This window comes from Pedobacter sp. AW31-3R, assembly GCF_052180285.1.
GTDB lineage: Bacteria > Bacteroidota > Bacteroidia > Sphingobacteriales > Sphingobacteriaceae > Pedobacter.
Genome location: NZ_CP197475.1, coordinates 5664197 through 5686640 on the forward strand (window position 1 = coordinate 5664197; position 22444 = coordinate 5686640).

The 22444-nt window shown below is 43.2% G+C and carries 13 protein-coding genes; 11 read left to right on the forward strand and 2 right to left on the reverse strand.

Annotated elements, in window-relative coordinates; all coding sequences use genetic code 11:
* The first annotated feature begins 6 nt into the window (after window positions 1-6).
* The 6 genes from ACSBL2_RS23160 to ACSBL2_RS23185 all read left to right on the forward strand — a co-directional run bounded on the left by ACSBL2_RS23160 (window position 7) and on the right by ACSBL2_RS23185 (window position 12405).
* Complete coding sequence (locus ACSBL2_RS23160) at window positions 7-1485, forward strand: RagB/SusD family nutrient uptake outer membrane protein (RefSeq protein ID WP_442588928.1); 1479 nt, start codon at window positions 7-9, stop codon at window positions 1483-1485.
* A gap of 114 nt (window positions 1486-1599) precedes the next feature.
* Window positions 1600-2961, forward strand: a complete 1362-nt coding sequence (locus ACSBL2_RS23165; protein WP_442588929.1) for a glucoamylase family protein — start codon at window positions 1600-1602, stop codon at window positions 2959-2961.
* 137 nt (window positions 2962-3098) lie between these two features.
* Window positions 3099-5393, forward strand: a complete 2295-nt coding sequence (bglX, locus tag ACSBL2_RS23170; protein ID WP_442588930.1) for a beta-glucosidase BglX — start codon at window positions 3099-3101, stop codon at window positions 5391-5393.
* Window positions 5394-6208: 815 nt separating this feature from the next.
* Complete coding sequence (locus tag ACSBL2_RS23175; protein WP_442588931.1) at window positions 6209-9436, forward strand: SusC/RagA family TonB-linked outer membrane protein; 3228 nt, start codon at window positions 6209-6211, stop codon at window positions 9434-9436.
* A gap of 89 nt (window positions 9437-9525) precedes the next feature.
* Window positions 9526-11232 carry a RagB/SusD family nutrient uptake outer membrane protein gene (locus tag ACSBL2_RS23180; protein ID WP_442588932.1) on the forward strand — a complete coding sequence of 569 codons (1707 nt, stop codon included), beginning with the start codon at window positions 9526-9528 and terminating at the stop codon, window positions 11230-11232.
* A 375-nt stretch (window positions 11233-11607) separates the two neighbouring features.
* On the forward strand, window positions 11608-12405 hold the full coding sequence (locus tag ACSBL2_RS23185; protein ID WP_442588933.1) for a dienelactone hydrolase family protein: 798 nt from the start codon (window positions 11608-11610) through the stop codon (window positions 12403-12405).
* Window positions 12406-13691: 1286 nt separating this feature from the next.
* Here ACSBL2_RS23185 and ACSBL2_RS23190 read toward each other — a convergent pair.
* Both ACSBL2_RS23190 and ACSBL2_RS23195 read right to left on the reverse strand, forming a co-directional pair.
* Window positions 13692-14417, reverse strand: a complete 726-nt coding sequence (locus ACSBL2_RS23190; protein ID WP_442588934.1) for a YebC/PmpR family DNA-binding transcriptional regulator — start codon at window positions 14415-14417, stop codon at window positions 13692-13694.
* 42 nt (window positions 14418-14459) lie between these two features.
* A complete protein-coding gene (locus ACSBL2_RS23195; RefSeq protein WP_442588935.1) occupies window positions 14460-15410 on the reverse strand; it encodes an NAD-dependent epimerase/dehydratase family protein in 951 nt (316 codons plus the stop codon).
* A 93-nt stretch (window positions 15411-15503) separates the two neighbouring features.
* On the opposite strand from ACSBL2_RS23195, the gene ACSBL2_RS23200 reads away from it, so the two are divergent.
* From ACSBL2_RS23200 to ACSBL2_RS23220, 5 genes are all read left to right on the forward strand, one after another.
* Window positions 15504-16076 (forward strand): RNA polymerase sigma-70 factor, encoded by a 573-nt coding sequence (locus ACSBL2_RS23200; RefSeq protein ID WP_442588936.1) that lies wholly within the window; start codon window positions 15504-15506, stop codon window positions 16074-16076.
* 161 nt (window positions 16077-16237) lie between these two features.
* A complete protein-coding gene (locus tag ACSBL2_RS23205; protein WP_442588937.1) occupies window positions 16238-17299 on the forward strand; it encodes a FecR family protein in 1062 nt (353 codons plus the stop codon).
* A 402-nt stretch (window positions 17300-17701) separates the two neighbouring features.
* Window positions 17702-20638 carry a TonB-dependent receptor domain-containing protein gene (locus ACSBL2_RS23210; RefSeq protein WP_442588938.1) on the forward strand — a complete coding sequence of 979 codons (2937 nt, stop codon included), beginning with the start codon at window positions 17702-17704 and terminating at the stop codon, window positions 20636-20638.
* A gap of 65 nt (window positions 20639-20703) precedes the next feature.
* Window positions 20704-21624 (forward strand): sugar phosphate isomerase/epimerase family protein, encoded by a 921-nt coding sequence (locus ACSBL2_RS23215; protein WP_442588939.1) that lies wholly within the window; start codon window positions 20704-20706, stop codon window positions 21622-21624.
* Window positions 21625-21818: 194 nt separating this feature from the next.
* On the forward strand, window positions 21819-22430 hold the full coding sequence (locus tag ACSBL2_RS23220) for a gluconate 2-dehydrogenase subunit 3 family protein (RefSeq protein ID WP_442588940.1): 612 nt from the start codon (window positions 21819-21821) through the stop codon (window positions 22428-22430).
* Window positions 22431-22444: the final 14 nt, after the last annotated feature.

Below are 22444 nucleotides of genomic sequence, written 5' to 3' on the forward strand. Positions count from 1 at the left end.
CAGGATATGAAAACATATAAAAATATAAATAAGTGGTGTACAATTGGATTGGTTCTTACCATTCTCGTGGCACCTTCATGTAAAAAAAGCTTTCTGGACGTAGATCCACAAGGACAACAGGATTCTGAACAATTCTGGCAAAATGAAGCCGATGCAACTAAAGCCGTTAATGCCATATATGCAAATTTACGTTCATGGAATAATGTAGCCTTCAATGCACTTGTTATTGAAAGCACGGGTTCTGACGAAGCTGACAAAGGAAGTACTCCTGCAGATGCAACCTTCTTCAACCTGTATGATAATTTTACAGTTACTTCCACACAGGGTGCGTTACAGGATTTCTGGACCGGACAATATCAGAACATCAATTATTGCAATCAGGTATTGGATAATATTCCTGCAATTACTATGGATGAAACACTTAAAACACGCTACCTGGCTGAAGCTAAATTTGTAAGGGCATATTCCTATTTCAGATTGGTTAGAGCTTATGGCGATGTGCCTTTAAGATTAAAAGCTGCTACAGGCGCCCCGGAAGACAATATTCCAAGAACGGCTAAAACCGAAGTTTATGCGCAGATAGAAAAAGATCTTACAGAAGCTGCTGCTGTATTACCGCAATCATATGGTTCAGCAGATGTAGGACGTGCTACTAAAGGTGCTGCTTTAGGTATGCATGCGAAAGTAGCTATGTACCAACAGAAATGGACAGATGTATTATCATTAACTAACCAGGTGATTGGATTAGGATATAGCCTTTTTCCTGATTTTGAAAAAGGATTCCGTACACAAAATGAAAATAATTCAGAGTCATTATTTGAAGTTCAGGCTGAATTGGTTCCAGGAAATACTGCTGCTTCGAACTCACAATACAGTCAGGTTCAGGGTGTCGCTGGTGTAACTGGTGGCGGATGGGGATTCAATACTCCATCAACCGTACTTGCAGCCGCATTTGAAACTGGTGACCCAAGAAGGGATGCTACGATTATCTTCAGAGGTGAAACTACTCCGCAAGGTGATTTTATTCCCAGCACTGTTCCCAATACCATGTACAATCAGAAATCATATGTTCCGTTTAGCCAATTCGTATCTGGATTTAATGAAGGCTGTCAGCAGAATTTCAGAGTATTGCGTTTTGCTGATGTGTTATTAATGAATGCAGAAGCAGCCAATGAAACAGGAAATACAACTCTGGCATTAACATCGCTGAACAAAGTACGTGCAAGAGCAAGGGGCACCTTAACGAATGTACTTGCTGATATTACAACAACTGACCAGACTGCCTTACGCACAGCAATCTGGAAAGAAAGACAAGTTGAACTGGCTATGGAGAATGACCGTTACTTCGATGTTATTCGCCAAGGACGTGGCCTGGAAGTTTTTGGTCCTAAAGGATGGAAAGCCAACAAAAATGAAGTATGGCCAGTTCCTCAACAGGAAATTGACCTAAGTGGTAATTTATTAACACAGAACCCAGGTTATTAACATACTTATCCACATCCCTGTGGATAAACCCTATTCAAATCCTTTCCCGGATTATCCGGGAAAGGATTTATTACCTACCTCACATTAATTCATCAGCATCACAAATTCAGCCACATGAAATTAATTTCTTTACGTTTACCAAGCCTCTCCTTCTTATCTGTATTCTTGCTGTTAACTTTTACCCAGTGTAAAAAAAGTGAAGCACAACAGATTAAACCTGTAAATAAGATCCAGAAAAATTTGACTGATGACCAGTTACTGGACCTGGCACAAAAGCAGACCTTCAGATACTTCTGGGATTTTGGACACCCTGTAAGCGGAATGGCAAGGGAACGCAGTAATGTGGCCTTTGAATATGGCAATGAAGTCGTAACTACCGGTGGAACCGGATTCGGCATCATGTCGATCATTGTCGCTTCCGAACGTAAATTCATTACCCGTGAGCAAGCGGCCGCACGCACTAAAAAAATTGTAGACTTCCTGTATAAGGCAGATATGTTTCATGGTGCTTTTCCACACTGGTTAAATGGTGAGACAGGAAAGGTCATCCGTTTCAGTCCAAAAGACGATGGGGCGGATATCGTTGAAACCTCTTTCCTCTTCCAGGGCCTGCTGACTGCCCGTCAATATTATACCGCAGATAATCCGGTAGAAAATGACATCCGCAATAAAATATTATGGATGTGGGAAGGCATAGAATGGAACTGGTTTACACAACAACAAAATACACTTTACTGGCACTGGAGTCCGAACAACGGCTGGAGTATGAACCATCAGATCAAAGGATGGAATGAGTGTTTCATTACTTATATCCTTGCCGCCTCTTCCCCTAAATCGAGCATCGACAGAAGGGTGTACGAAGATGGATGGGCAAATAGCAATACCTTCTTTAACGGCAAGAAATTCTCAGGGATTACCCTCCCTCTAGGCTTCGATTACGGAGGTCCTTTATTCTTTTCACACTATTCTTTCCTAGGCCTTGATCCCCGTGGATTAAAAGACCGTTATGCCGATTACTTTGAGCAGAATAAAAACCATACGCTGATTAATCATGCCTATTGCGTAGAAAACCCTAAAAAATATAAAGGTTATGGAGAAAACAGCTGGGGCTTAACGGCAAGCGACAGCTGGCAGGGCTATGCCGCCCACTCTCCTACGGAAGATTTAGGCGTAATTACGCCAACCGCAGCCTTGTCTGCCTTCCCTTATACCCCGGAGTATTCCATGAAAGCACTGAAACATTTCTATTTCGATCTGGGCGACAAGATCTGGAGCGAATATGGATTTGTAGATGCCTTCAGTGAAGAACATAACTGGTATGCCAAGTCACACCTTGCCATTGACCAGGGGCCCATCATCTGTATGATAGAAAATTACCGCTCCGGTTTATTGTGGAAATTGTTTATGAGCAGTCCTGATATTAAAAACGGGCTGAATAAACTGGGTTTTGAAAGTGCGGTCACCAAAAAACAGTAAGGCAAAATCTATTTTAGCCCAGCCGGATGAACAGCAACCGGCCTGCGCAGGATCAGTTCAAACCCTAAACTGACTGAACAAATAAATCATCCGGCGATAGAAACACCTGGAGTTGAATCACACAAAGAAACAAATATATGAAAACAAAGACTTCCTTAATTTTACTCGCCGCTCTTTTCGGTGCGAACAGCTTGTTTGCGCAGCAGAAAAAGGCGGCAGGCACAGATCAGGAGATGAATACCTTCATCAACAACCTGATGGCTAAGATGACCATTGATGAAAAAATCGGACAATTGAACCTGCCAGCTGTTGGGTTTGATGTGACCGGGCCTATTTTAAGCGAGGGCGTGGATGAGAAAATCGAAAAAGGCCTGGTGGGTGGCGTATTCAATACATTTACCCCGCAGGCTGTGCGTAAGTTACAGAAGCTTGCGATCACCAAATCACGCTTAAAGATCCCTTTGTTATTTGGTTACGACGTGGTGCATGGCCACAAAACCATATTCACTATTCCTCTAGGGCTGAGTGCCTCATGGGATATGTCCCTGATTGAGAAAAGTGCCCGTATTGCCGCCAGGGAAGCTAGTGCTGACGGATTAAACTGGACCTTCTCTCCCATGGTAGATATTGCCCGTGACCCGAGATGGGGACGTATTTCAGAAGGTTCAGGCGAAGACCCTTACCTGGGCTCTTTAATTGCAGCTGCCATGGTAAAAGGTTACCAGACCAATAGCCTGGCCAATAAAGATGCCATTCTGGCCTGTGTAAAACACTTCGCCTTATATGGTGCGGCCGAAGCCGGAAGGGATTATAATACTACAGACATGAGCCTGATCAGGATGTACAATGAGTACCTGCCTCCCTACAAAGCTGCTGTTGATGCAGGTTCGGAGACAGTCATGGTTTCATTTAATGATATCAATGGTACACCAGCAACAGCCAACAAATGGTTGCTTACCGATCTTTTGCGTAACCAATGGGGCTTTAAAGGTTTTGTAGTGAGTGATTATACCGGAATTAATGAACTGGTAGCCCATGGCCTCGGAGATTTAAAAACGGTAAGTGCAAGATCACTGGATGCAGGAACAGATATGGATATGGTTGGTGAAGGTTTCCTGACTACCCTGAAACAATCGCTGGAGGAGAAGAAAATCACCCAGGAGGTGATCGACCTCGCCTGCCGCAGAATCCTGGAGTCGAAATATAAACTGGGGCTCTTTGCTGATCCTTATAAATATATTGATGAGAAGCGTGCAAAAACAGAAATCCTTTCTAAACAGAACAGACTGGATGCAAGAAAGATTGCTGAGGCTTCCATGGTATTGCTGAAAAATAACAATCAGCTGCTGCCACTGAAAAAGAATGCTAAAATCGCTTTAATTGGCCCATTGGCAGATAATAAACGCGACATGATAGGAAACTGGAGTGCTGCAGGCGACTGGAAACAGGCCATCAGCGTGATGGAAGGTTTAAAGAATATGGCACCTGACATGAATATCACCTATGCAAAAGGAGCCAACCTGGTGGATGATCCCGCCATCCTTAAGCAAATCAATGCCAATGGCGCAGAGATCACGGCCGATAAGAAATCTCCGGAAGAACTGATCAATGATGCGGTGGCCGCTGCTAAGAATGCAGATATTGCAGTGGTAGTGCTGGGCGAGAGCGCCATTATGGGCGGTGAAGCCACAAGCAGAACCAACCTCGACCTCTTACCTAATCAGCAGGCCTTACTGAAAGCCATCACAGCCACAGGAAAGCCTGTAGTCCTGGTACTGATGAACAGCCGTCCTTTGACCCTGAGCTGGGAGGATGCCAATGTTCCGGCCATTCTGGAAACCTGGTTTAGCGGTACTGAAGCAGGAAATGCCATTGCGGACGTACTGGTAGGAAACTATAACCCTGCAGGTAAGCTTACAGCGACCTTTCCACACAGCGTGGGACAAATACCTCTGTATTATAACCACAAAAGTACAGGTCGTCCGTATGACGGACAGTCGAATGAGAAATTCAAGTCCCGTTATATCGATAGCTCAAATGAGCCCTTATATCCTTTTGGGTATGGCTTGAGCTATACGACCTTCAGTATTTCACCGATACAGCTGAGCAGTAAAACGCTCACTGAGGGACAAGGCCTAACGGCAACTGTAGAAGTTAAAAACACCGGAAACTTTGACGGAGAGGAAGTGGTACAGTTATATATCCAGGATATCTATGGTACAGTAACCCGCCCTGTGAAAGAGCTAAAAGGTTTTAAGAAAATTTTTCTTAAAAAAGGAGAGGCGCAAAAAGTCACCTTTACCATCGATGCAGCGTTGTTGAAATTCTACAATACGGAATTAAAGTTCATCAATGAAGCGGGGGATTTCAACGTTTTCATCGGCTCAAATTCAAGAGATGTGGTAGAATCGCAATTTAATTTCACCAAATAAAGCGGTCTGATTATCCCATAGATTTGGGAGACATTAAAGACCAGACTCGCTAAATAATTACTTTTTTTAACAAAAAGGCCCGAGACAATTGTCCCGGGCCTTTTTATTATGTCAAATTGACAGTTATTTTTTGCTGTGCAGAACCCCTCTCCAAACACAAAAAAAAGGTGTTTTTAACCATAATTTTGAGCTTAACTGAATTGAAAATTATTATTAAAAATTCGTATCAAAATTCTTGCATTTCATTGTTCTAGTTATTAAATTAGTTATCAGTAAGATGATTGACCAAATATAAAAATGAGACTAACAGACATTCAGTAGAATATTCTGTATACTACTAAAACTTTTTAGTTGCCGCTTCTTTAAACTTCCTGAGCCCTTCACCCCTTATCTGTGCCCGATTTCAATTTTTTACCCCCACTACTATGGGTATACAACTATAACTAACCTAAATATTAACTATTAGCTAAAAACTGTTTTCCTAGAGACCAGGACATTCACCAGAATATCCCTGTCAGACCCAGATGACGATGTATCTTCCGGGCAGAAAAAATGAGCTGATACAGCTTCAGATGAATGCTGAATTGTCAGACAAAAAATTAACTATTTACTATTTATAAACAATTAACTATTTACTACTTATAAATAATTGACCATTTACGACTAATGATGCAATAGATACCCCGCTGTTCCTTATTCTTTTACCAGCCCTTCCCTCTTCCTGTCTTTTTGCATTCAACTGATTTCTAACTCAATCCTGAATTTATGTAACACCAATATATTAACCACTATTCACCAAAACCAAATATAATCTTATGCAACGAAATCTACCACTTATCAAGAGGATGGGCATCCTTTTGCTCATGAGTTTGTGCCTTGCTATTGGCGCAAGGGCTCAAACCACCATTAACGGTAAGATCACCTCCAGTGATGACAAGCTCCCGGTCATAGGGGCTTCCGTGAAAATAAAGAATGGTCCGGGCGGCACTACCACTGACGCAAGCGGCGCATTCGCACTCAGTGCACCAGCAAATGCCATACTGGTGGTATCATTTGTAGGCTATCAGACGATGGAAGTCCCGGTAGCCGGAAAAACCACTTTAAGCATTGTTTTAGTAGCAAATACCAATGACCTTACCGAAGTTGTAGTCACCGGTTATACCTCACAACGCAGAAAAGATTTGACGGGTGCAGTAGCAGTCGTGAATGTCGCCTCACTGAAAGCGCAACCCGCAGCCAGTGTCATCGAATCACTGCAGGGTAAAGCGACCGGGGTATCGGTCGTATCGGACGGAGCTCCGGGTTCAACCCCGCAAATCCGTGTCCGTGGTACATCGACTATCGGAAATAATGAACCTTTGTACATCATTGATGGGGTGCCTTTCCAAGGGAAGTTATCCTGGCTGAACCAAAATGATGTGGAATCCATGCAAATCTTAAAGGATGGATCATCGGCTTCCATTTACGGGTCAAGGGCAAACAATGGTGTCGTGATCATTACCACTAAAAAAGGTACTTTAGGAACCCCTAAAATTACCTTTGACTCCTTTTATGGGATACAAACCCCAAGAAAAAGTACCTTTCCAAAAATGATGAGCCCAATACAGTATGCTCAGTATCTTTTTGACGGATATAACAATGCCGGACAAACCGTTTCTACCGGTACCAATTACGGAACAGGCCCTACACCTACCTTACCGGAATATTTACTTGCCGGTTCTGCCACTGGACAGAACATTACCGCTGCAGACGCGGATCCTGCCAAGTACAATTACACACGTGACCCGGCGACATTCTATCAGATTACCCGTGCCAATCAACAAGGTACCAACTGGTTCAATGAGATTACAGAAAGTGCACCGAGTCAAAGTTACCAGATCAGTGCTACCGGTGGGGGCGAGAATTCCAACTACGCACTCTCAGGAGGTTACCTGGATCAGAAAGGTACCATTAAACACACAGGGTTTACCAGGTACAATTTCAGGTCAAACATACAGGTGACTGCACTTGACAAGAAATTCCGTTTTGGAACAAATGCCTCATACAGCTATTCTGAAGGATATGGACTGGGTGTGAATCCCAATGAACCAGGATCGTATCAGGATGAAGGCAGCGCCATCAGCTGGGCTTACCGTATTCCTACAATCATTCCTGTTTATGATATCATGGGAAATTTTGCAGGTAGTAAAGGAAGTGGATTGGGTAATGCTGAAAATCCATTGGCCTCCCTGTATCGTGCAAAAGATAACCTGAACAGAAGTAACTTCTTCTTTGGAAACGCCTATGCCGAGTATGACATTATCCCTGGTTTAACCGCCAGAACAAATTTCGGTATCCGTTATGAAAATTATAATGGCCAGTCTATGCGTTATCCGAACCTGGAGTTCCTTGAGGGGAACAACTCCAATAACCTGGCTGAATATCAGGGTTACACCACCGAGTGGACCTGGTCAAATACATTAAACTATAAAAAAGTAATTGAAAAACACAGCTTCAACTTATTGGCTGGTGTAGAAGCCATACGTAACCGCAACAGACAACTTGATGCAGGAAGAAATGACTTCTTTTTACTGGGGAACCCTGATTATTACTATTTAACTCCAGGGGCATCCAACATCAGTAATGCGAGTACAGGAAGAATAGGATCACTGTCCTCTTTATTTGCCAAAGCAGATTACTCTTATAATGATCGCTACCTGGCCAGCTTCACCATCCGTCGTGACGGATCATCAAACTTCGGGCCTGAAAATAAATATGGTGTTTTCCCTGCTGGTAGTGTTGCATGGAGGATCTCGGAAGAAGATTTCATGAAAGACTCCAAGCTGTTTACCGATCTGAAAATCAGGTTTGGTTACGGAGAAACCGGTAACCAGAGTATCCTTGCCTTCAACTATTTAGACAGGCTTGCGAGTAGCATCAGCGCTGGTGGGTATCCATATGAAGGAAAAAATGGTGTAACTTCAGGAGTATATCAAATCGGATATGGCAATCCCCAGGTAAAATGGGAGTCATTAAGGTCACTTAACCTTGGTGTGGATTTCACGCTGAATGGTGGAACTTTTGATGGATCCATCGATGTGTATGATAAAAGAACATCCGATATGTTGTATATCATCCCAAGACCGTCTACAGCTGTAGGTATGGGTGCTTCACCTTTTGTGAATGCCGGGGATATGAGCAATAAAGGATTTGAGATTAGCCTGGGATACCATTACGGAATAAAGGACAACAAAGAGTTTAAATTTGATGTCGCTGTAAACTTCTCCAGAAACGTGAATAAAGTCCTGAAACTTGCAGATGGTATCAGTCAACAACCCTACGGTAACTTCAGGAGTTTAACCACTTCCATCCTTAGACCGGGTGAAGTCTTCGGTGCCTTCTATGGGTATAAAGTAGCCGGGATTTATCAGAATGCCGGAGAGATCTCAGGAAATCCATCCTATACAGGAGCAAGGGTAGGTGGTCTGAGATATCAGGACATTGATGGCGACGGAGCCATCACTCCTGCTGACAGAACGATTATAGGTGATCCGAATCCAGACTTTATCTATTCCCTGGGACTGAATGCATCTTACAAAAACTTTGACATTTTTGCTTTCTTCAATGGTGTTCAGGGCAATGATCTTTATGAAGCCACCCGTTATTTTACAGACTTCCCAACATTTGACGGTGCAAGAAGCACAAGACTACTTGATGCATGGAGTCCTACGAATACATCAAGCATGGTTCCATCTTCTTACGTGGGTGTTTCTGATCTGGAATATGCCTCATCAAGTTATTATGTGCAGAATGGCAGTTTCCTGAGAATGAAAAACCTGCAATTAGGCTATAACCTGCCTGCGAAAGCTTTAGGTACCAAACTGGGGCTGAGTAAAGTAAGGATCTATGTCAGTGCAACGAACCTTTTCACCATTACAAAATATACAGGACTGGATCCTGAAGTAAGTCAGGAAATAGATGGGAACTTTTCTGCTCCGGGAATTGACCGTGGTATTTACCCATCTGGCAGACAGTATCAGTTAGGTGTAAGTGTTGGTTTCTAATTGAAGAGGAAACTGACCGCATCGCGATTGATAAACAGCAATAAAGGAGCAAATGATAGCTTCATAACAATTTTAAAAAATATAAGCTGATGAAAAATTTTAAATATATTATACTCGCAACTATTCTATGCACTGTTTTATCCTGCAAGAAGAGTTTTATAGGCGGTAACCCTCAGGGGGAATTAACTCCGGAACAGGTAACTACGCAGGAGGGTGTGGAAGCCCTGCTTACCGGAGCATACGGATTGCTCAATGGTAACTTAAATGGAACCTGGGGAAACTATGGTGCTGCACCAAGCCAGTGGTTGTTCGGTGAAGTAGCTTCAGACAATGCCCACAAAGGAAGTAGTAACGGGGATCAGCCGAATATGAACCTCATTGAACAACACTCTCCTACCAGTACAAATGATAACTTATCAAATCTCTGGGACAGATGTTTTGAAGGTATCCTTCGTTGTAACAATACCTTGAAAATACTTACCGCTTTGCAAAGTGGTTCAGGAAAAAAATTCGACGAAGCACGCGCTACACAGATTCAGGGCGAAGCACGGTTATTACGTGCACATTATTATTTTTTCCTGGTTCGGGTATTCAAGAATGTACCGATGATCACGGAGACCACAACAGAACAGGCGGTACCCAATACAGCAGATATTTATCCGGCGATTGAAGCCGATTTACGTTTTGCGGTAGCGAACCTGACTACAACAAAGTTTAAATCTGAAGTGGGTCGTGTCGACAAATATATTGCTCAGGCTTACCTGGGAAAAGTATTGCTCTATGAGAAAAAATATCCTGAAGCCTATACTGAGCTCAACGCAGTAATTGCAGCTAAGCCGGGACTCACCACACTACCGTATCAGAACAACTTCAATATCGATACTGAGAATGGGCCTGAGGCTGTATTCTCCGTTCAGCATGCCGTAGGCGGTGACGGAACAGGTGGTGACAATGGAAATGTGGGTGACATGTTAAACTTCCCTTATGCTGTGGCCTGCTGCGGTTTCTTCCAGCCAACAATAGACCTGGCCAATGCATTTAAGACAAATGCTGCGGGATTACCACTATTGGATGGCAGCTACCGTACCAATCCTTATGTATCTGACATGGGATTAACCGGTGCAGCAAAAACCAACTATCAGGTGAATACGGCATTGAGCTTTGATCCACGTATAGATTATACACTGGGAAGAAGGGGTGTAAATTACCGTACAGGTTACGGCCCTATGCCTGGGGATTCATGGATACGTGACGTAGGAAATGCGGGTCCCTTTGTCGTGGTTAAAAACGTACTCGATGCCGGACAGGTAGCTAGTGGGACTGCTCCAGGAAACTTAAACATCACAGGTCTGAATGTCAACCTGATCCGACTAGCTGATATTTACCTGATGGCTGCAGAAGCTGCTATTGAAAATGGTAATCTGGCAAGAGCGCTGGAACTTGTCAATTTGGTCAGGGCACGTGCGGCCTTACTTCCGGGTAAAACGACCGGTACAGGTACGCCGGCCGCCAACTATAATGTGGGTCAGTACCCATCATTCCCTAATCCTGATTATGCAAGATCTGCAGTACGTATGGAACGCAGGTTAGAGCTGGCTATGGAAGGTCACCGCTTTTTCGATCTTGTACGCTGGGGGATTGCCAAACAAACCCTGGAAAGTTATTTCGGATTTGAAGGGGGCTACTTCAGTTACCTGAGAGGCATTACGATAGAAACACGTGATGATCACTTCCCGCTCCCTCAGGATCAGATTGACAGAAGTCAGGGAATATTGACACAAAGTCCGGGTTACTAACAAAATTCTGGAATACGATGACTACAAAATCCCGAAACACCAGGAGAACACCCTTGGAACGTCATGGCAACAAACCCTTGGAACATCATGGCAACAAACCCTTGGAACATCATGGAAACAAATGCTTGGAACACTATAGGAATAAAACGCTAAAAATACCAATAGACTCCAGGACATCGTAGCACCAGAAGGATTAAAAGGATCATGAATATTAACATGAAATAAACAAACGCCATGATCGATACCATGGTAATAATTTAACTGGATCTTCAGGCTGAACAGTATCCCATTGGTCAGCATAATTAACATCTCTCAAATTATAATTTTTTCCAAAAACCCGCAGGTAATCCCTGCGGGTTTTTATACTTTAGCACCATGAAGAATTTTAAACTCATCCTCATACTTTCCGTGCTCTTAACCACCCTTCAATTACATGCACAGGATTACAAAAAATTTGACAAAGGAAGCTACATTCATGGAAAAGACAGCATCTCTTACAGAATTTTATTTCCCCAGAACTTTGATCCAAAATTAAAATATCCGGTTATTTTCGTGCTGCATGGACGTGGAGAAAGTGGCAGCGACAATGAAAAGCAATTAACCCATGGAGCATCCCTTTTCCTCCAGGAAAAAGTGCAAAAAAAATATCCTGCAATCGTCATCTTCCCCCAATGTACCGAAGACAGTTACTGGGCGAACGTAAACATTGTAAAAGATGCCACCGGAAAAAGAAACTTCAACTTCCAAAAAGGAGGTAAACCCACAAAAGCCATGAAAGCATTACTGGGTATGGTAGATCACATCCTTGAAAAACCCTACATCAACCGCAATCAGGTTTACGTCGGTGGTCTATCCATGGGCGGCATGGGAACCTATGAACTACTCAGAAGAAAGCGCAAAACATTTGCCGCAGCCTTTGCCATCTGTGGCGGGGACCACATCGCCAATGTCGACAAATACAAAAAAGTTCCTTTATGGATATTTCATGGAGGAAAAGATGATGTCGTCAACCCAACCTTCTCTACCCTCATTGCAAATCAGCTGAAAATCATTGGCAAAGAAGTCAAGTTTACACTCTACCCTGACGCTAACCATAACAGCTGGGACAGCGCCTTTAAAGAACCGGAACTACTCCCCTTCCTGTTCTCCCATACAAAAGATAAAAAACCTTAATCAGCTTAGACAGCAAAAAACAACCCGACAAACTCTGCTAAAACTTCCCCTATTTACAATAAACCAAATACGCCAAAAAGCTAACAAACATCTACCCGACAAACACTCCTAAAACTTCCCCTATTTACAATAAACTAAATACGCCAAAAAGCTAACAAACATCAACCCGACAAACACTGCTAAAACTTCCCCTATTCACAATAAACTAAATACGCCAAAAAGCTAACATACATCATCCCGACAAACACTGCTAAAACTTCCCCTATTTACCATAAACTAAATACGCCAAAAAGCTAACATACATCAACCCGACAAACACTGCTAAAACTTCCCCTATTTACAATAAACCAAATACGCCAAAAAGCTAACAAACATCAACCCGACAAACACTGCTAAAACTCCCCCTATTTACAATAAACCAAATACGCCAAAAAGCTAACAAACATCAACCCGACAAACACTGCTAAAACTTCCCCTATTTACCATAAACTAAATACGCCAAAAAGCTAACAAACATCAACCCGACAAACACTCCTAAAACTTCCCCTATTTACCATAAACTAAATACGCCAAAAAGCTAACATACATCAACCCGACAAACACTGCTAAAACTTCCCCTATTTACAATAAACCAAATACGCCAAAAAGCTAACAAACATCAACCCGACAAACACTGCTAAAACTCCCCCTATTTACAATAAACCAAATACGCCAAAAAGCTAACAAACATCAACCCGACAAACACTGCTAAAACTTCCCCTATTTACCATAAACTAAATACGCCAAAAAGCTAACAAACATCAACCCGACAAACACTCCTAAAACTTCCCCTATTTACAATAAACCAAATACGCCAAAAAGCTAACAAACATCAACCCGACAAACACTGCTAAAACTCCCCCTATTTACAATAAACCAAATACGCCAAAAAGCTAACAAACATCAACCCGACAAACACTGCTAAAACTTCCCCTATTTACCATAAACTAAATACGCCAAAAAGCTAACAAACATCAACCCGACAAACACTGCTAAAACTTCCCCTATTTACCATAAACTAAATACGCCAAAAAGCTAAAAAACATCAACCCGACAAACACTGCTAAAACTTCCCCTATTCACACCAACAAAAGCCCCCCAATTCTACCGGATGAGCGCAGTTTTGTTACAAGAATCTGTTAAAAAAAAGGGATATATACTTTGCGGACATGCGTGCCTTATTTCAGAGGCACGAGGACGCAAAATATATATCCCTTTTTTTTAGATTAACTCAACATTACAAGCGATTACTCTTGCATGTTATGATAAACCGCCTGCACATCATCATCCTCTTCCAATTTATCAATCAGTTTAATCACATCCACGGCCTGTTCTTCAGTAATCTCTGTAGTCGACAAAGCGATCCTTTCCAGTTTTGCGCTTTTCATTTCGAAACCTAAATCCTCCAAAGCCTTCTGCATCTTACCAAAATCTTCAAAAGCTGTCTGCACCACAGCGATATCGCTGCCATCCTCATCACTTTCAAGGTACAGTTCTTCCAGTCCGGCATCGATCAATTCAAACTCCAGCTCTTCCATATCCTTCTCTCCGGGAACAAACCTAAAGATCGACTTCCGGTTAAAAATAAAATCCAGTGAACCTGTTTTACCCAGCGAGCCACCAGTCTTACTAAAATAGCTGCGTACATTGGCCACAGTCCTATTCGTATTATCGGTAGCTGTTTCGATCAGGATAGCCACGCCATGCAGGGCATAACCTTCATAAACATGCTCCTCATAACCTCTTTCATCCTTATTAGAAGCACGTTTAATCGCTGCATCTACGGTATGCTTAGGCATATTCACTGCTTTCGCATTCTGAATTGCGGTACGCAGGCGTGAATTGGCATCCGGGTTTGCACCACCATCCTTCACGGCCATCACAATCTCCTTCCCTATACGGGTAAACTGCACTGCCATTTTGGCCCAGCGCTTAAATTTTCTCTCTTTTCTGAATTCAAATGCTCTTCCCATTGTGTATTTATTGAGGGGGTCAACCTTCCTAATCTGGAATAACTACCCCTTATTTTGTAAATTATTTAACATATCTGTAGTCAGTTTTGCCAGATCAAACTCAGGCTTCCATCCCCAGTCCTTCGCAGCAACCTGATCATCAATCGACCGTGGCCAGCTGGCGGCAATAAGCTGTCTGGGATCATTGGCTGTATAAGTTAACGAAAAATCAGGAATATGCTTTCTGATTTCTGCGGCCAGCACTTCAGGGGTAAAACTCACGCCTGCAAAATTATAACTTGAGCGTATAGAAATACGTGAGGCTTCGGCATCCATCAGTTCAATCGTCCCGCGGATCGCATCATCCATATACATCATTGGCAATTCCGTCTCTGCGGAAAGAAAAGAAGCATAACTTCCTTTCTTCAGGGCATCGTGGAAAATATGGATCGCATAATCTGTAGTTCCACCACCTGGGGCAGCCTTCCAGCTAATCAGTCCGGGGTAACGGATACTTCTCACATCCAGGCCATACTTCTGGTGATAATACTCGCACCATCTTTCCCCGGCGAGCTTACTGATTCCATAAACCGTATTCGGGTCCATCACACAATGCTGTGCCGTCTGGTCCTTCGGAGAATTCGGGCCGAACACTGCGATAGAGCTTGGCCAGTACACCTTTGCCGTTTTATATACAATAGCCAGATCAAGGATATTCAGCAGGCCATTCATATTAAGGTCCCATGCCAGCTTTGGATTCTGTTCGCCTGTGGCGGAAAGCAAAGCTGCCAGGAGATAAACCTGTGAAGGCTTATACTTATTAAAGATGCTATTCAGCGTCTCTTTTTCCAGGACATTAACGAATTCAAAAGGGCCTGAATTCTTAATATCATAATCAGGGCGTCGGATATCGCAGGCAATAACATTGTCTACACCATAGTACCTACGCAAGGTAGTCACCAGTTCTGTTCCGATCTGTCCGTTAGAACCTAATACAAGTATTTTTTCGCTCATTGGATAAATTTGATTTTGGCAAAGGTAAAAAAACGGAACAAACCTCTATAAATTTGTTTATTTATATTTACCTTCATCTCTTTGACCTCCTGTATGAACCACGATCCTGAAGAACATCAGCTGTTATTCGCACGCCTAAAAATGGGCGATGAGCAGGCATATGTGGAAATTTATCATGCTTACAGTAAATTTCTCCTCCAGGCTGCCTACCATAAAACCAGGGACAAGCTCATTGCGGAAGATATCGTCCAGAATATATTCATCAGCATCTGGGAGAAAAGGGAAAGTCTGGAAGTCAAAGATCCGCGTAACTACCTCATGGGATGTTTAAAATTCAGCATCATCAACTACATCCGGTCGCAGGTCATGCAAAACAAATACATCGCCTTTGCACAAAACAGCAGCCAGGAAAATGAGGACACCTCAGCCTCCCTGGAACTGAAAGACCTGTCCAGTATTGTAGAAAAAGGAATCAGCACCCTTCCCGATAAAACACAGGAAATATTCAGGTTAAGCAGGTTCAAACACCAATCGACCAAGAAAATATCCGTAGAGATGAACATCTCCGAAAAAACCGTGGAATACCATATCACCCGCTCCTTAAAGCTGATGAAAGCCTATCTTAAAAACTACCACATCTTACTGCTCCTCCTCTTCAAGTTATAGACACCTGAAACCAGCACCTTTCTTCATTTTTTTAACACTGTAAATCAGCAAGTTAAAAACTATCTAAAAATATTCATGTTCCAGCATTAGGGTTCAGTCTCATTTGTGTTACTTACCTATAATTAACCAGATATACGTTTGCCAACCAAAGTGTTTAAGCCATGAACAAGGAATCTTTTTTAGACTTATTAGACCGGTATCAACAAAACAACTGCTCAGCTGAGGAGGAATTATTTGTTGAAGAATGGTACGATTCGCTGAACAGTGACCACCGTTCCGGCTTAAGTCCCGTTGAGCTTTCCAGCATCAACGAAAGGATACTGGTCAAATTACGGGCAAACCTGCAGCAGCGTACCCGCTTACAGGCACATCTCCATCCATCACCTGAAAGACCGGTTAAATCTATACCGCTGAACAGCCGGTACAAAATTGGTATTGCGGCTTCAGTAACCATCGCCTTTGTATTCGCTGCTTTCTATACCCTCAATTATAACAATGCAGAACGTGCATTTAAAAATGAAAATGCGGCCAGCGAACTGTTGTCCACCAGGAATACCAGCGACAGCTTACTGCGGGTTTCTTTGAGCGACCACAGTATTGTCACCTTACAACCTAAGGCCACAATCACTTATCCTGCACAATTCAACAGTACCTCCAGAAATGTATACCTAAAAGGAGATGCATTTTTTGAGGTCAGCAAAAATCCGCGCAGACCATTTTATGTATACAACAACAAACTTAAAGTAAAAGTACTGGGAACCAGCTTCAGCATCAACGAAGCGCAGGCACAGGTATCGGTAAAAACCGGAAAGGTAGCGGTCAACGAAAACCACAACCAGGCTTTATTCACTTTCCGCAATAAGAAAGAATCCAAGGGTGTATTGCTAACACCCAACCAGAAAGCAGTATTTGATGCAGGGAAACACCAGATCAGGAAAACACTGGTCGACCGTCCACTGCCCCTACCTATCCAGGGACAGGAACCTGAAACAGCTGACTTTAAATTTTCAGAAACCCGTCTTCAGGAAGTATTCAGTACTTTATCCAAAGCCTACGGCATTGTCATCCAGCTGGAAGACGAGGGGGTAAATGACTGCACCTTTACGGGTGATATCGATAAAAAATGCCTGTATGACCAGCTGAACCTGATCTGCGAATCCATTACCGGTTCTTACCATGTAGACGGGACAACGATTCTCATCAAGGCAAAACGCTGTAATTAACAGGGCTGAACAGCATCATCCATTGGCATTTGTAAAATGCGGGACCAGCAGCAGGCAGGCGAATAGCCTGAAAAAAGACCTTTCAACCACAAGGCTGGGAGGCATAGGAGAAGAAACAACAAGAATAACCAAATTATAAATTGACAAAAACATGAACACGACAGCTACTCCCCCTTATCCCTAATTCAGGAACACCACAACACACCATATACATAAATAAAGCCGGCGATGTAGGGCATCACCGGCGATATTTTTTAATACATCCAGGATGTATCATGGTATTTCTATGTCCAAAAAACCGATTAATGAACCTAATAAAGTTAGGGATCCTGCAGGATATTTATGCCAAAAAAATAAAATAAATAGCTGCTGCATTCCGGACTTTATTGCAAACCAACTCCAATGACTAAAAAAACGTATGTTTCTATAGCAATCCATGCAATGAAATTTTCCATATACCAACTGATCGCCCTTACTGTATTCACCTGCACTTCTCTTGCGAAAGAAGTAGCAGGACAGGGCGTATTGGATAAACAGCTGTCCCTGAAAGCGGACCAGCAAAACATTAAGAGTATTATAGAGAAAGTAGAGGCCCTGACCCATGTGAAATTCGTGTACAGTCCGAAATCCATCAACTCTTCCCGCAGGGCTTCCATCTCAGCAGTCAATGTAAAACTGGGTGGCTTCCTGGAACAACTGCTAAAACCTTACGATGTAAGCTATAAAGTCATCAACGACAGGATCTTACTGTTCGCAGAAAGTGATGCAGCCGTACAGCTCGCCAACTATCCGATGGCGGATGCAATCGTTACCGGAAAAGTAACCGACGGTAAAGGAGCAGGGCTTCCAGGGGTAAGTGTATCCGTAAAAGGGACAACCAACGGCACCCTGACCAATGCTGATGGGGTATTTTCCCTGAAAGTGACCAGCAAGGATAACTATGTCCTGACTTTCACCTATATCGGTTACATGACCAAAGAAATCAACATGAATGTAGCCGAAGCCAATCAGCCGATCACAGTTTCCCTGTCCGAAGATGCCTTACAGCTGGATGGTGTGGTAGTCACCGGTGGTGGAAATCCGAAGAAAAAACTGGAATCCAGTGTTGCCCTGACCTCTATCAGCAGTAAAGATATCGCCAACAGAGCCCCGCTGAACAGTACCGACCTGTTAAAAGCAATACCGGGTTTAACGGTAGAAAGTACAGGTGGTGACGGACCGGGTAACGTATGGGTACGCGGGTTTCCGCAGCAGGGAGGTTATATCTTTCTGGGTATCCAGGAAGATGGTTTGCCGCTATTGCCGACAGGATTCAACTCCACTCCTTCTATCGACCAGTATTATAAAACAGATTTAACCACACAGAACATTGAAGCCATCAGGGGAGGTAATGCTTCCATCGTACAGGCGAATACACCAGGTGCGGTCATCAATAACATCAGTTATGCAGGTGCGGAAAAAGCGTATGGTCAATTCAAATTTACGACAGGACTTTCCCAGGGATTATACCGTGTAGACGGAAATACAGGCGGAAAAATCAACAATTCCATCAAATACAATATCGGTGGTTTTTACCGCAGGGACAATGGTGTAGTTAATCCGGGTTTCTCTCCAGCCAATGAGGGTGGACAGGTGAAGGGAAATATGACCTTCAGCTTCAAAAACAATAAAGGCTTCATCCGTGTGTTCGGAAAATACCTGAACGATAAAGTACAATGGTTGCTGACCAGCTATTATCCTTATGACGGAACAGGAAAACCTACCAAATATGGTTCCTACGACATGGTCACCCAATCCATTACGCCAATGCAGACCGCCTGGAACTATACAGATCCGAATGGTTCCGCACATGCGTTCGACCTGCAGGACGGAATGCATACCAAACTTGGTTCCGGTGGTTTCCAGTTCAATTATATGACCGACAATGGCTGGCAGATCGTCAACAATTTCCGTTACCAGGACACACATACGGCCAGTACTTCATCCACACCAACCGGTATCACTGCACGTACTGCAGCCGTACCTTACTACTATCCGGATGGTACCCCGGCACCATTCAGTGCAGGCGACCAGGTGATTACCTCCTCTTCAGGTGCACAGTTAAACAGCGATAAGCAGATTATCAACTACCTGGACATCAAAAAAACAGTTAAAAACCACAGCATCAGTCTGGGTACAGGAATTCACCAGTACAACCGTAACGACTTGCGCTATGCCTTCAGGACATTCTCAGAATTCAAAGAAAACCCAAGCATCCTGTTGCAGTCGCCTACAGCAAACACCAGAACGGTACAAACAAAAACAACCTTTATCGGTGATACCAGAACCCTTTCCCTATACGCCAGCGATGAGATCAAAATCAACGAGCAATGGAGATTAGATATCGGAGCCCGTGTAGACAACCAGAATGTAGACGGCAAAAGACCATTTTATGCTTTCAATGCTGACGGAAGCCCTAATTATAAAGCGGCATCCAATCCTGTGATTGCCGGTTATACCGATTACAGTGAGAATATCACCAACTGGGCAGCTTCTGTGGGAGTAAACTACAAGATCAATGCTACCGCAAGTATTTTTGCAAGGGCGACCAAAGCCTACAATGCACCTAACATTGGTGATTACAATGCGACGGCTTACAATCCTGCGAACATCAAAAACCGTCCGGTTTACTTAGCTGAAATCGGATACAAATACGCGAAAAACAACCTGGCCATCTTTGCTTCAGGAAGTTATTCCGCCATAAAGAACACCTCATTGACCATCAACGTACCTACCACAGCAGCCGGACTGCAGGCCCTGGTTGCCTTCGGATCTACACGTACCTGGAGTGCTGAATACGAGATTTCCTACAAAATACTTAAACCACTGGCCTTAAGATTCACGGGTACCATCCAGGATTCGAAATACACGGATTACACGGCATCAACACAATCCAACACTGCTGTTGTTGCGGAACTGGGTGACAGGATCTATAGTTTCACCGGCAACAGAACAGAAAGGGTTCCGGTCATCAATACTGAGCTCTCTGCTACTTACGACATCGGTAAAGCAAATATTTATGTAGCGGCAAACTATATCGGCAACAGGTTCACTTCTCCAAGTGCAAGCTATAAATTACCAGCCTACCTGATTATGCGTGGCGGTGCAGGTTATAAAATCACCAAACAGATTGATGCCAGGTTCTGGGTCGACAACCTGTTAAACGCCAGGGTACTCACTGAAGGTGATGTGCGTGGTGACCAGTTCAGGGATTTCTCCCAGCTTGCGCCAGGCACCCTATCCATCGGAAGGACCTTATTACAACGTACATTCTGGGCCTCTATAGCCTATTCATTCTAAACTTAAAAAGGGCGGAAAGCCATTTCCGCCCTGCATTGCAATTACAGACCTAAAAAAAAATAAACATGACCAGCAGAAGAAGTTTTTTACAGCAAACAGGCCTGGCGGCAACAGCAGCATTGTTGAGTCAGTCGGCCCTGGCCTCAGCACTTTCAGCCACAGCAAAACTTGCCGGAGTAAATAAAATAGGGATCCAGTTGTTCACCCTCCGGGAATTGCTGCAAAAAGATGTCAGAGGCGTCATTGCACAGCTTTCCAAAATCGGTTACAACCAGGTAGAAACATTTTACGGTTATCCGGGCGTGTATGCGTCGAAGGGTTTCTGGGGACTGGATGCAAAAGCATTCAAAGCCCTTCTGGCCGAGTATAAAATGACCACGCCAAGCGGGCATTACAATGTAACCGACTTCCTGATTGCCAATGGCACGGAAGATATATTGAAAAGCCATGTGGCCACTGCGGCAGAGGCGGGACAGGAATACTTTGTCATTCCTGGATTACCGGCAAACGTAAGAAAAGAAGGAACCATTGATGACTATAAAGCCATTGCAGCCAAGTTTAACCTTGCGGCAGAATTGTGTAAAACACACCAGTTGAAACTGGCTTACCACAACCATAATTTCGAATTTAAAGATCTGGGTGGAGGGGCGACCGGTTATCAGGTTTTATTGGAAGAAACCGACAAAAAACTCGTCAACTTTGAACTGGATCTTTTCTGGGCCATCAATGCAGGGATAGACCCTCTATCTCTTTTCAAAGAAAATCCGGGTCGATTTAAAATGTGGCATGTGAAAGACATGGACAAAACAGACCGGGATGTCTATACAGAAGTAGGAACAGGCAGTATCAATTTCAAGCCTATTTTTGAACAGGCCAAATTATCGGGATTAACACACCTTTTTATTGAACAGGATGTCATAAAAATTGATCCTTATGAAAGCGTAACGCAAAGTTTCAACTACGTAAAAGGCAGCTTATTAAGGTAAAAAACAGGGTTCAACCCTCCATAAAGCCCCTTTGTCACCATGCATCTTATTTAGAACAGATCTACCGTGTAACAAATGACATGAAATGCCAATATAATGATTGCTTCATAATGAAAATATGATGAGAATCACTATTTTTAAGTATTAGTTTGTACAACAACACACCAAAAACCAAAAACCAAAAAATAAAAAGTATGAATAGAAGAGAAGCAGTCAGAAATGTTGCCTTTTTAATGGGCGGCGCATTATCTGCGACCACAATAGGGGTATTTCTTGAGGGTTGCAACCCTACTTCAGATGAAAAGCATTCCGGTTTATTTACAGCAGATCAGACTGAGCTCATCACTGAGCTTGCTGATGTGATTATTCCGGCGACAAAAACACCCGGTGCGAAGGCTGCAGGTGTTGGCCCATGGATAGCAATGATGGTTAAAGATTGTTATCCGAAAGATGCTCAGGATGCTTTTGTAAAAGGAATCAAAGACCTTGATGACCATGCTAAAAAAGAATTCGGCAGTTCATTCTTAAAGATTTCAGTAAAAGAACGTGAGGAACTGATTGGTAAATTAAGAGATGAAACTGTGGCTGCACAAAAAGCAGAAGGTGAAAAAGCAATAAAAGACAAAACGCCTAAGGAAGAAATCAAACCTACTCCTTATTTCTTTGCCATTGCGAGAGACCTGACACTCCTTGGATATTTCACCTCAGAAATCGGTGCGACACAGGCTTACGAATACCTGGATATTCCCGGTCGGTATGACGGAGATGTAAAAATGAAACCAGGTCAGAGAGTTTGGGCAACATAAACCTTTTATAAAAT